This window comes from Rheinheimera tangshanensis, assembly GCF_014645135.1.
Lineage (GTDB): Bacteria > Pseudomonadota > Gammaproteobacteria > Enterobacterales > Alteromonadaceae > Pararheinheimera > Pararheinheimera tangshanensis.
In genome coordinates, this window is the sequence record NZ_BMLH01000018.1 from 1 (window position 1) to 12,696 (window position 12,696).

General features: G+C 44.8%; 11 protein-coding genes. 5 read left to right on the forward strand and 6 right to left on the reverse strand.

Annotation, left to right across the window (positions count from 1 at the left end; translation table 11 throughout):
- Positions 1–464 precede the first annotated feature (464 nt).
- Complete coding sequence (locus IEW88_RS18500; protein ID WP_147905556.1) at positions 465–743, forward strand: hypothetical protein; 279 nt, start codon at positions 465–467, stop codon at positions 741–743.
- Between the two features lie 33 nt (positions 744–776).
- On the opposite strand, the gene IEW88_RS18505 is transcribed toward IEW88_RS18500, so the two are convergent.
- The 3 genes from IEW88_RS18505 to IEW88_RS18515 all read right to left on the reverse strand — a co-directional run bounded on the left by IEW88_RS18505 (position 777) and on the right by IEW88_RS18515 (position 5,555).
- Positions 777–1,889 carry an META domain-containing protein gene (locus IEW88_RS18505; RefSeq protein ID WP_229670624.1) on the reverse strand — a complete coding sequence of 371 codons (1,113 nt, stop codon included), beginning with the start codon at positions 1,887–1,889 and terminating at the stop codon, positions 777–779.
- An 82-nt stretch (positions 1,890–1,971) separates the two neighbouring features.
- Entirely contained in the window at positions 1,972–2,856 is an 885-nt protein-coding gene (locus IEW88_RS18510; protein ID WP_147905557.1) for an alpha/beta fold hydrolase, read from the reverse strand.
- 107 nt (positions 2,857–2,963) lie between these two features.
- Entirely contained in the window at positions 2,964–5,555 is a 2,592-nt protein-coding gene (locus IEW88_RS18515; protein ID WP_147905555.1) for a TonB-dependent receptor plug domain-containing protein, read from the reverse strand.
- Between the two features lie 292 nt (positions 5,556–5,847).
- Between IEW88_RS18515 and IEW88_RS18520 the strand changes: the two genes are divergently transcribed.
- Complete coding sequence (locus tag IEW88_RS18520) at positions 5,848–8,064, forward strand: S9 family peptidase (RefSeq protein WP_147905554.1); 2,217 nt, start codon at positions 5,848–5,850, stop codon at positions 8,062–8,064.
- A 34-nt stretch (positions 8,065–8,098) separates the two neighbouring features.
- On the opposite strand, the gene IEW88_RS18525 is transcribed toward IEW88_RS18520, so the two are convergent.
- Positions 8,099–9,082, reverse strand: coding sequence for a 2-hydroxyacid dehydrogenase (locus IEW88_RS18525; RefSeq protein WP_147905553.1), 984 nt, complete (start codon positions 9,080–9,082; stop codon positions 8,099–8,101).
- Between the two features lie 88 nt (positions 9,083–9,170).
- The gene (locus tag IEW88_RS18530) at positions 9,171–9,656 is read right to left on the reverse strand and encodes a glutathione peroxidase (protein ID WP_147905552.1); all 486 of its coding nucleotides are present in this window, start codon (positions 9,654–9,656) and stop codon (positions 9,171–9,173) included.
- A gap of 101 nt (positions 9,657–9,757) precedes the next feature.
- Here IEW88_RS18530 and IEW88_RS18535 point away from each other — a divergent pair, with 101 nt between their 5' ends.
- Positions 9,758–10,645, forward strand: a complete 888-nt coding sequence (locus tag IEW88_RS18535) for an NAD(P)-dependent oxidoreductase (protein ID WP_147905551.1) — start codon at positions 9,758–9,760, stop codon at positions 10,643–10,645.
- A 15-nt stretch (positions 10,646–10,660) separates the two neighbouring features.
- Here the strand turns inward: IEW88_RS18535 and IEW88_RS18540 are convergent, their stop codons facing one another.
- Positions 10,661–10,831: a hypothetical protein gene (locus IEW88_RS18540; RefSeq protein WP_185148669.1), complete on the reverse strand. Its 171-nt coding sequence runs from the start codon at positions 10,829–10,831 to the stop codon at positions 10,661–10,663.
- A 93-nt stretch (positions 10,832–10,924) separates the two neighbouring features.
- On the opposite strand from IEW88_RS18540, the gene IEW88_RS18545 reads away from it, so the two are divergent.
- Entirely contained in the window at positions 10,925–11,983 is a 1,059-nt protein-coding gene (locus IEW88_RS18545) for a GlxA family transcriptional regulator (RefSeq protein ID WP_185148668.1), read from the forward strand.
- Between the two features lie 69 nt (positions 11,984–12,052).
- A complete protein-coding gene (locus IEW88_RS18550; protein ID WP_147905549.1) occupies positions 12,053–12,568 on the forward strand; it encodes a hypothetical protein in 516 nt (171 codons plus the stop codon).
- The last annotated feature ends 128 nt before the right edge of the window (positions 12,569–12,696 follow it).

The window sequence follows — 12,696 nt, forward strand, 5'->3', positions numbered from 1 at the left end:
ACAGAACCCCGCTCACTGAGCGGGGTTTTTTATTTGCGTTGCCACAGGCGGTCGTCAGGGTGAAACAGGGAATTCGGGACGCAAACAGTTTTGCGTCACGCCTGTTTCACGCCTTGAGCTCTGCGAAAGGCTGGACAAGAGGTTCTGCTGTCGCCTCATTGTCCGCAATAATGTAGTTCACCGCCAGAGTCGTGATTCACTCTGCGCAAGGCCGGAAAAGACGGCCCGCTGCCGACTGACCCAGAACCTCACTGATGGAGTGAGCACTGTAGTTCACCGCCCCAAATTCAGTACAGGTCTACCGGAATTACGAACAAAACCTGCAACAATTGCACCACCGGCGCAATGCCTCCGGCGATTGCACTCTACTTTTACTAATCACTCCCCTAGAGACAATTGCACCTTACGCACTTTCATGCAAAAGTATTCCAATTCAAACAGATATACAATTTCAAGGCCAACAGATGTCAGGCAAGTTACGCAACTACAGCAATAACGTATTTATCGCTTTAAGTAGGTTACTAAACGCCATACTCGGAGGTAATCCAAGCTTAACCTTAAGCGCAAGAGCAGGCCTGCACTACAGGAAAGGTCAATGGAGACAACGGAGATGGTTGATTAACAGCCTATTCTGGCTACAACAGGATCATTGTGAACTGGCAATACGATGGGATACGGACAAAAACCAGCTGGCGATAAAGGCTGTAACAGAAGACAAGGCGATAAAAATAGAACCTTTGTGATATCACATGACATCACAAAGGTACTCAGAGGGATTAATTTAACGCAGGTTTCATCTCCACAACCACTTCATTGTTATGGAATAACTGCAGCTTATCGCCATTTAATTCAATGCGATCAGCCATTTGTAAGTGCTGAGTAAAGTTTGATTCGTAGTAGTTACTCTGAGCACAGTACTTTTTAGTGCTTACTAAAGGATTCACTTTCAACAAGTTAGAACTTTGGCTGTAACTGGCGTTAAATACGTTGCAACCAGAAAATCCATACAACTTTGCATTATCGTTAAACAGCATACGTAAGTTATATTGCTGTGGTACCTGAATAAACTTCACACGTTCTACCCGCCAGACAATACCTTGTACTTTGGCTATATTCAGTGTGTCCGGACAGGTAGCGCCAGGCCAAAACTGTTCAAATTTTTCAACAAACAGCATCTTGTCTTCTTTTTGACTTTGACGCGCAATCATAGTGGCAATCACTGGTTTGCCATTTAGGTTTTTGTCTGTCTGATAACTACGCAGCATAGGAATATGATGCTGAGTCATGGCTATGGTTGATTTCTCGCCGCTAGTACAAGAGGTAAAAACTGCATTATTATCAATAACCTGATACATACCTAACATTTGCATGCTGGTATCCAATTTCACAAAGTTGTTGGAGCGTACTAATTCATAGTTATCTTTGGAAATGACAGGTTTACCAGCTTCATCCAACAGCACTACTTTGTTATTACTGACAAATTGAAATGAAGGAATTTTAGTTTGCTGAGACATCAAGTGAATAACCCGACCTTCCAACAACCAGGTACCTTTCACCAGGTTCACTTCATGCTTGTCAATAAACTCCTGACGGGCTTCAAACTTACCATCCTGAAATAAATTCACATGGTACTTTACACCAGGACAACCTTCACAGGGCAAGGTGCCTATAAAACTCATATCACGATCAATAAAAATATGACCAAAATCAGTAGCCTGAGCTTGTGCTATATGATCATTTAATACTTCATTTTCAACGAGTTCAGGCTCAGCAGCCACAACAGGCTCACTGACTTCACTGATTGGGGCTGGCGCTTGCTCTGGTAACTGGCTACAACCAGCCAAAGCCAGGACTAAAGCGCTTAAAATAAAACTTTGCTTCATATTCATCTGGATCCCAAGAAAATTGGCGCCATTATAAAGCAACTAAGCAGACAGTCGAATGGTATTACTGATTAAAAATTGTCATATTTTATTCTTTAGCTTGCTGTCGTAGAAAGTTGAAAACGATAGATGCGCTATCCTTTGGATTTTCCTGCATAAAACAATGCCCACCTTTCACCTGATGCAATTGGATAGCATGATTTATCTTGTGCCATTTTTTAGCTGATTTGCTGACAAAAGGATAGGTGTCGTGGCCATGGATAAGAAGCGTTGGGCCGCAGGACTGCCGGAGTTGTCTCCACAACTGCGCTGGGTAAGATGCAAATATTTCGGCTTCGCGCTCCGCTTTGCATTTCAACGTCAAACCTTGTTGAGTGTGATGTAACGCGTGGTCGATGTAGCTTGCTAAGGCCTCATCCTGCCAGTTTTTGAACATTCCCCTTTGATGCAGATAACTGTAAGCCGAATTTCTGTCTGGCCAATGTTGACGGCGATTTAATGCTTTTTTAGCCAGTGGATTCTTTTGGTATAAACCAAACCAATCGAGGGTGCGCATCAGCGCCAGCATGCCGGGTGTAAACAACACTGGGTCAAGTAGAACTACCGCATCGAATGGACTGTTTGGTTTGCTATTGATAAGGGCTGTCAATACACCACCAAAACTATGGCCTAGCCCATAACAAGCGACATCAGCAAATAAGTGTCTGTGAGCAAGCAAAGCCTCTAAAGCCAAATCTGCACTTTGATTCCAGCCGACAAAAACGCCACCATGGTCGCTGTCCCCATGTCCTTGAGCATCCGATAAAAACAAATCAAAGTGGGGAAGTAATTGAGCTAAAAAAGGTTGGTACATTCGGCTGCAATAGCCATTGCCGTGCAAAATATGCAGTACTGCTTTGCCGCTTGGCGGGGTATAAAATCCACGTAAGGTAAAACCGTGCCGAGTCGAGTAACTCCAGGGAATTAAATCCATCATTTATCTTTATTGGGCAGACCTGAACGTACTTTGCCATGGTCATACCAGATCTGCAAATACAAAAGCCCGGCTTTAGTCCGGGCTTTTGAGTTTATTTACGTCTATCAGAAGTTATAGTTTAAACGCACGTAGTAGAAACCGCCGTTGATTCCCATAACAGCCGTAGTCGGGTATTTTGAGCCTGCAACACCTTGCCATTCGTGTTCGTCAGGGTATTCGTCAAACAGATTTTGAGCGCCTACGCTGATTTCATAACTGTCGTTAATACTGTAGCTGATCTCTACGTCAGTGGTGATTGCTGAACCCACTTCAATAGGTAAACCACCGTCCACAGCTGTCAATACACCACTGTCTAAATGGTCTTCATAGAAAGAGCCGAAGTGATTGATACGGACATAACCTTTCCAGTCACCATAATTCTGGTTTACTGTGAAGCTGCCACGAACTTTAGGTAAACCACGTTCTAATTGCTCTACCTTAGCTTCGCTGATATTGCTTGAGTAGCTGTCTACTGCTGTATCTGTCCAGTTATACGCAAAAGCTAAACCAGTACGGCCATTCCACAGATCAAAACTATAGTTAGCAACTAAGTCCAAACCTTGAGTTGTGGTATCAAAGTCGTTAGTGAAGTACTTCACGCCAGTAAAGCTACTGGCATCTTTGACACCTAAAGCTAATAGCGCTTCAATGTCTTCGGCAGTTAAATCCAGAGAGGAAGTCTGACTGATACGGTCTTCTACTTTGATATGGAAATAATCCAAAGTCACATACCAATCGTTCACTTCAAGTACTGTACCTATGGAGAAGTTTTTCGATTCTTCCGGAGTTAAAGGTTTACCACCTTTTTGGATTGAAATAGGGTGAGTTGGCGGTAAAGTGGCTGTATCAACCAGACCTGCAGGGCTGAATGATGTTGTCACATTACGTACGTTACTTTGACCTACTGTAGGTGCCCGGAAACCCGTACTGACTGCAGAACGGAAAGCAATTTCATCTGTAGCCTGGTAACGTGCGGTCACTTTGCCGTTGGTGGTATCACCAAAGTCTTCAAAGTCCTCAAAGCGCAGCGCAAAATCCATACGGAAACTGTCACTGAATTCTGCACCTAACTCTGTATAAGCAGCGTAACTGTATCGATTGAATGAACCCGCATCTTCTGGTTTAAAACCTGGGAAACCGTTTGAACCTATACCAAAACCTTGTGAAGCCAAAGGACCCACTTCAAAAGAGGCTGCATCACCTGCATAAATTTCAAAGGTTTCATCACGATATTCCACACCACCTGCGACATTTAATGGGTATGGTAGCGCATCAAGTTCAAATGGCTTGTTAAAATCTAAGTTAGCTGCTTTTTCCAGCTGCACATATTTACCTGGGCTAAAAGCTCGCGGAGTATCAGGTCCTAAGGACGCGTTCAGTGTGTTTTTAATATAAAACTCAACCTCACTGCGGCCTACAGACATACTGGCATCAAAAGCCCAGCCGGAGTCTAGTTCACCCTTCACACCTGAAGCTATAGCCGTATCAGTAATAACACCACCAAACTTAGGTGTAAAACCGCCGGGTAACATACCGTAATAGGTGAAGCAGTGAGCAGGAAGCGCATCGACGTCCCCTTGTATAGCTCCATGGTTACGGATTGAGCCATCAGGGTTTTGAGCTGCAACACTTGGACAAGCACCTAAGCTTTCATCCAGGTTACCAATCAGTAAGTTTTTACCCTCGTCATTGGAGTAGACTCCACTGCGAGTGGTAGGGTGACGATAATAAAAGCCACCTTCTACGTCACGTTCTGCCCAGTTAGTGAATAAATAAAACTCTCGGTCTTTCGCTACTTCCAAGCCTAGATTGGCAAATAATTTCGCATCACGTTTAAATTCAGGTGAACCCCAGACTTGAGCAGGATTTTCGATAAACGGATTACCTGCAGCCGCAGAAGCTGTAGCATCACCACGTTGCACTGAACGACTGGTCGGGTCTGCCTGTTTGAATTCGCCGCTGATATTAGCAAAGCCATTATCGGTAAAGGGCAAACCTATGTTACCTGACACCTGGCGCAAATCGCCGTCGCCTTCATAAAACTGACCACTTTTTACTTCAAAAGAACCGCCTTCTGCAGCATCTTTTAAGCGAAAGTTAATCACACCAGCTATAGCATCAGAACCGTATTGTGCTGCCGCGCCATCCCGTAATATTTCAACTTGTTTTAGTGCAATGGATGGAATCACTGAAATATCCGGACCTTGTGAACCATCCGAAATACCGCTACCTAAAAAGGTGATGACTGCAGCGCGGTGACGTCTTTTTCCATTGACTAATACCAGGGTGCTGTCTGGTGGCAATCCGCGTAAGTTTGCCGGGCGTATTAAGGTTGAAGCATCGTTAATGGGCTGAGCACTCACGTTAAATGAAGGTACTGCAGCTGTCATTAAGCTGACCATATCGCTGGTGCCAGTTTTTGAGAACTCTTCGCCACCTATAACGTCCACAGGTACAGCTGAATCACCTACAGAGCGCGGCGCTCCACGGGCACCTATTACAACAATTTTTTCAACCGCAGCATCTTCAGCTTTCTTTTCTGCTACTGCATCAGTGGTTTCTTGTGCTAACAAAGAGGTGCTGATCAATAAACTGCCGCATAAAGCGACTTTTATAGCGGCAGCAACGGGATGGTAGTGGATTGATTCTTTCTTCATGGATGTTGCCTTCTCATCTGGATTTTTGTTTTGGCTCATTTTTATCTACGAGCTCTAATATGACCATATTTGAAAAGTTCATCTTTGTCTATCGTGATTTTCTGTGATCTGATCGCTCCTTTTTGGTGAATCATCGCACCGTTCTGGTGCTTTGCGTGGCCTTGGGCCGATTTTTTACAGAAGTATGACTAAAAAATTGAACGAAAATAACTGAAAAATGTCTGATCCGACTTGCTGTTTTAATCAAAGTCGATTCAGATAGCTGGGTTCATTTACTCAAGGATTTCTAGTTGTGAAAAAAATTCTGACTCCGGTAAGCCTGGCAACTGTATTACTCTCTGCAACAGCTCAGGCAAACGTTAATTTACCTTTAGAACGTTTGTTTGCAGAACCTGCATTAAGCGGCACAGCGCCACGTTCTTTAAGCTTTTCTCCCGACGGCAGTCGTGTGACTTACCTGAAAGGCAAAGACACAGATGCCAATAGATTAGATCTGTGGCAGTACCAGATCAAAACAGACAAACACAGCATTTTAGTTGATTCAAATCAATTGTTTAGCGGCCCTGAGTTGCTCTCTGATGAAGAAAAAGCCAGACGAGAGCGGTTACGCTTATTTGCCAGTGGAATTGTCAGCTATAACTGGTCGAAAGATGGTAAAGCTTTGCTATTTCCACTGAACGGTGATTTGTATTATTACGACTTATCCAGCCAGAAAGCTCGAAAGTTAACCAACACTGAAGCCTTCGAAACCGATGCACAAATATCGCCCAAAGGTCAGTATGTATCTTTTATTCGTGAACAAAATATTTTTGTGCTGGACCTCAAATCAGGCAAAGAAACTCAGTTGACCCAAGATGGTCAGGGTCTGATTAAAAATGGTATGGCTGAATTTGTTGCCCAGGAAGAAATGGGCAGAATGACTGGCTACTGGTGGGCGCCTGACGATAGCAAAATTGCTTTTAGCCAGATTGATGAATCGCCTGTGGCCGAAGCTGTGCGTAATGAAATTTATGCCGATGAAATTAAACTCTTTAATCAGCGTTACCCATTTACCGGCACCGCCAACGTAAAAGTGAAGCTGGGTGTGGTTGCAGTACAACAACCTGCGGTGCAATGGCTGGACTTAGGCAAAGAACAGGATATTTACCTGGCACGGGTTAACTGGAGTAAATCCGCGTCTTTACTGACTTATCAGTGGCAAAGTCGTGATCAGCAGCATCTGGAATTACGTGCTGTCGAATTACCATCAGGCACAACCAAAGTGCTGTTGAAAGAGCAAAGTCCTACCTGGTTAAATTTAAATGACGATTTGCACTTCTTAAAAGATAAGCAACATTTTGTCTGGGCATCTGAGCGGGACGGTTACAAACATCTGTATCTTTACAAACTTGATGGCACTTTAGTTCGTCAACTGACCAAAGGCGATTGGATAGTAAATAAGATAGAAGCCATTAACGAAGAGCAGGGCATCATTTATTTCTCTGGCCGTAAAGATACTCCGCTGGAAAGTCATCTGTATTCGGTAGACGTAAAAGGTGGTGAAAGTAAGAGACTGACTCAGGCTGAGTTTTCTCATGCTGTGGTCATGGCTGAAACCGGCCAGAGCTTTATCGATAGCTATTCCAGTGTGCTACAGCCGACTAAGGTGGAGCTTAAAAGCGTGGAAGGCAAAGTGCTGACGGTACTGGAATCGAATGAAGTCTCTGGTTCACATCCGCTGGCGCAGTACAAAGATAAACTGGTGAAACCGCGTTTTGGCACGTTAAAAGCCAAAGATGGCCAAACCTTGCATTATCGTGCCTTTGAACCCGCAGAGCTTGAAAAGGGCAAAAAATATCCTGTTATCGTCGGTGTATACGGCGGACCAGGTGCACAGCGTGTTACTAATAGCTGGAGCGCGAAAGACCTGTATTTCCAATACCTGGCACAAAACGGCTATATCGTATTCCAACTGGATAACAGAGGTTCGGAAAACCGTGGTAAAGCCTTTGAAGATCCAATCTACAAAAAGCTGGCTGTGGTTGAACTAGAAGACCAAATTACCGGCGTGGAGTATCTGCGCAGCCTGCCTTATGTCGATGCGGGGCGTATCGGTATTTATGGCCATAGTTACGGTGGCTATATGAGCATTATGGCGATGTTTAAGGCTGGTGATTATTTTAAAGCCGGTGTCGCAGGCGCTCCGGTGACCGATTGGGCTTTGTATGACACCCATTACACAGAACGTTATTTAGGCCATCCTGCAAGCAATAAAGCGGGTTATGAGCAGAGCTCGGTTTTCCCTTACGTGAAAGATTATCAGGGCAACCTGCTGATTTATCATGGCATGGCAGATGACAACGTGCTCTTTACTCATAGCACCAAGCTATATTCTGAGCTGCAAAAACAAGGGAAATTATTCGACAGCATGGATTATCCTGGCAGTAAACACTCGATGTTTGGTCAGCCAGTGCAAACCCATTTACATAAAACCATTACGGCGTTTTTTGAACGCCAGTTAAAACAATAATGTGGAAGGGGCGGGCATAAACCCGCCCTTATCATCAAAGCTCATTGCCGCTTAATTTGTTGGTTTTAAACGCCAATAGATTCTCGCTGGTGACCTGACAAATTTGTTGTAACGCTTCCTGGGTGAAAAATGCCTGATGTCCGGTGATTAATACATTAGGGAAAGTCAGCAGACGTTTAAAGACTTCATCGTCTATCAGCTGCCCTGATAAATCCTGAAAAAACAGATCGGCTTCCTGCTCGTACACATCCAGGCCTAAATAACCAATCTTACGACTCTTCAGTGCTTTGATTACCGCTTTGGTGTCAATCAGGCCACCTCTGCTGGTGTTGATTAACATCACACCATCTTTCATTTGTGCAAGGCTGTGGTCGTTAATCAGGTGTTGGGTTTGAGGAGTCAGAGGGCAGTGCAGGCTGATTATATCGGACTGGGCCCAGAGATCGTCCAAAGGCAAATACCGCACACCGGCTTTTACCAGCTCATCATCTATTTTGATGTCGTAACAGAGCAGCTGCATACCAAAACCAAGTAAAATTTTGGCTGTCGCTACCCCTATACGACCAGTACCAATCAGACCTGCAGTTTTGCCATGCAGGTTAAATCCCAGCAAGCCATCCAGCGCAAAATTATCGTCCCGTACTCTGTTGTAGGCTTTGTGTAATTTGCGGTTTAAGCAGAGGATCATCGCGACTGTATGTTCAGCGACAGCTTCAGGTGAGTAGGCCGGTACTCGGGCTACTCGTAGCCCTAACTCCTTGGCTGCGGCTAAATCAACATTATTAAAGCCTGCGCAGCGCAAGGCAATCATGCCCACACCCATAGCTTTAAGCTCTTCTAACACAGATTTTGATAAATCATCATTCACAAATACACAGACCGCCTGATACCCCTTGGTTAATCCTGCGTTGTGTTGATTCAGAGGCACATCAAAAAAACTAAACTCAAGGCTGGGATCAGCCCATTGTCTAAAACTTTCCTGATCGTATTTTTGCGCGCTAAAAACTGCAATTTTCATTGTGGGGCTCCTTGCTGTGGCTCTGGCACTCAGAGTAACGCAAAAAGCCGTCAGCTTTGTTGTTTTTAATCAAGTTCCAGTTGCTCGTCTAGCTGGCAAGCACTTCCTCAATGGACTGATGCAGGCTGGATGGTTTGGTTCGTGGTGCATAACGTTTCACCACATCCCCTTGGCGATTGACTAAAAACTTAGTGAAGTTCCATTTAATAGCGCGGGTTTTCATCAAGCCACGGGCCTGATCTTTTAAATATTCAAATAAGGGATCTGAATCCAGACCATTCACCTGCACTTTGCCAAAGACTGGAAAACTGACCCCATAATTGAGTTGGCAGAATTGTTGTATCTCAGCATTGGAACCTGGTTCCTGTGCACCAAACTGATTACAGGGGAAAGCCAGTACCACAAAGCCCTGATCTTTGTATTGCTGATATAAAGCTTCCAGTTCCTGATACTGAGAGGTAAAACCACACTGGCTGGCTGTATTCACGATCAACACTACTTTATCCCGGTATTGGGCTAAATCCACAACCTGATCCTGACTATCCTTCACTTTAAAATGATGAACCTTTGGCATAACTGTCCTTTTGTGCAACTCGTCTGATGCTTTTGCGTCAGAGGCCCTGATTCTAGTAAGCTTCTTGGTATTCAAGTCTGTCACAGAAATAAGTCAAAATTATGTCAAAATTATCACAACAAAAAGTTGCCTTTGTTGGCTTAGGTGTTATGGGTTTTCCTATGGCTGGCCATTTACAGCACAAAGGCGAGCAGGTCTGTGTCTACAACAGAACTCAGCAGAAAGCGCAGGATTGGGTGCAGCAGTATGGCGGGACCTGTGCATCAACTCCAGCAGAGGCTGCCGCAGGTGCCGATCTGGTGATGTTATGTGTAGGCAATGACGACGATGTACGTTCTGTGGTCTATGGTGAGCAGGGCGTTTTAGCTGCGATGCGCCCAGGCTCTTTACTGATAGACCACACCACAGCCTCAGCTGATTTAGCCCGTGAACTGGCCTTAGCTTGTAAAGAGAAAGGTATAGGCTTCTTAGATGCACCAGTCTCAGGCGGACAAGCGGGCGCTCAGAATGGCTTATTAACCATTATGCTGGGTGGAGAGGCTGCTGATTTTGCCAAAGCGGAAGCAACATTGATGAAATACGCCCGCAGCGCTCGTTTATTAGGGCCTGCAGGTTCAGGACAACTGGCGAAAATGGTCAATCAAATTTGTATTGCCGGCGTAGTACAAGGCTTGGCTGAAGCTATGCATTTTGCCCAACAGGCCGGATTGGATGGTCAGGCCGTATTGGATACCATCAGCAAAGGTGCAGCTCAATCCTGGCAAATGGAAAACCGCGGTTCCACTATGCTGCAAGGCAAATACGATTTTGGCTTTGCGGTCGACTGGATGCGCAAAGACTTAGCTATTACGCTAAACGAAGCCCGCTACAACGGTGCCACTTTGCCACTGACTACTTTAGTCGACCAGTTTTATGCCCAAGTGCAGGCCATGGGTGGTGGGCGTTGGGATACGTCCAGTTTGCTGACTGTATTGCAGCGCAAAGTTTAGCTTTCTTCCACGTTTCTAGTCATCCAGACTGGTGCTGGCTAAACCTAAAGTCAGTACCAGTAACAGCGGAATGTGCACCAGATGCAGCATAGGATCCGGGCTTATCTGCAGCGCCAGTCCCACCACCATAGCCCAGACCAGAGCCAATAAAGCCCATACTGTAGTGCGTTTTGACAGTTGAAACATAACCACCTCCTGTTGTTGATGCTGGTACTTTACTCCGGTATGAAAGCGGTCTAAAGTGTCACTAATGACGCAATTATGGTTGAAAGTGACAACATGAAACGCATCGGTATTTGGGTAGATCACGACGTAGTGATGAGCAGTGTGACAGGGGTGATGGATTTTTTTACCTACTGCAATAAATACTGGCAACTGATCCAGCAAAGTGATCAGCTGTTATTTGAAACTGTATTGATGGGGCCTCGTCTTCAGGTACGGCAAGGGCCTTTTACGTTGCAGGTTGAAGCTGTAGATTTTACTCAGATTGATATTCTGTTGATCCCAGGCTTTTACGCCTATAACTCAAAAGACCTGCAGCGAGTCAGTCAGGAATTGCTGCCTTACAAGACAGAGTTACAGCAGATGCTGCAACAGGGCAAGTGGCTCGGCGCTTTTTGTAATGGCACTTTTGCTCTGGCCGGAACGGGCTTGTTAAATGGCCTGCAGGCGACTTCAGTCTGGTTTTTTAAAGACTATTTCCGCCAGATGTTTCCGCTGGTCAAACTGGATTTACAGCAGCTTGTGGTGCAGCAGCAAACCATTTTAACGGGCGGTGCTACTACCTCATACCTTAATTTGTGCCTGCGGTTTGTTGAGCTGTGTATGGATACGGCTTTTGCTCAACAAATGGCAAAAATTATGCTGACTGACCCAAACCGAACCTCACAGCTGCCTTATCTGTCTTTGCAGCTGGCGCCGCAACACAAAGATGCCAAGCTCGCCGAGATTCAGCAGTACTTGCAGGCTCATTTAGCGGAGCCTGTTAGCCTGGAGCAATTAGCAGAAACCTTTGCAATGACCCCCCGCACTTTGATCCGGCGTTTTAAGCAACATCTGAATGAAACGCCTATGGCCTATTTGCAACGTTTGCGTATTGAGAGAGCGAAGTCGTTGCTGGAGAATACCTTGTGGACAGCGGAAGATATTATGCAGCAGGTAGGCTATGAGGATATTTCGTCTTTTCGTAAGTTGTTTGTGCATTACACCAGTCTGACGCCCAAAGCCTATCGGCAAAAGTTCATGTTTGAGCCACAAATTAACTGCTGTCCTGTCAGTGGCCGGGAGCGGGAGTCCGCAGCATCATCAATGACGGCACTCTTAGTTAACAAAATTTAACAAATGAATCAGGAAAAGTTTGTTTTGTGCTATTATCATGTGGCCAATTCATTGATGAAAGTAAATTAAATGTATTTATCTGAGATCGGCTGGCATCTTTATGCACTGCTTTTTATTGTCTGCCTGGTGCTTCCGGCGCTTATTTTATGGGCGCTGGTGTATTTTAAACCTCTTTGGTTAAGACAATCCTTGTGGCTATTCAGCTTTTGTAGTTTGTGTTTCTTACTGCTCAGTCTGAAGTTTAGTAATAACACCTTGTTAATGACTGAGAACTCGCTGGAACTAAAAGCAGGTTTATACCAGACGAAAATTGATGATATTCACTCAGCGCAAAGTAAAGTGTCAGTGGTATTTTGTGATGAATTGGGAGAATTCAAACCTGTAGTTGCTGTCAACGCAATCAATCTGCCTAACTACAAAGTAGGCTGGTACAGGCTGGCCAACCAACAAACTGCTTTTGTAATGCTCATTGGCGATATAGACAAAGTGACAGTAGTCAGCACTAAAAATGCGATAGCCTTAATTAGCGGTGATATTAACAGAGATAATGCTGGGGCTGGTATGCAGGCTAAAGCGTTTCGCTGATGAAATTGGGGTCAGATCCTGAGGTATCCCCACAAAAATATGAGTAAAATCATAGAGGTGATACAAAAAATTAAGTAAGTGAGAACATTCATGGTGTTCGGTGATCAGATCTATCGCCAAACAAACCT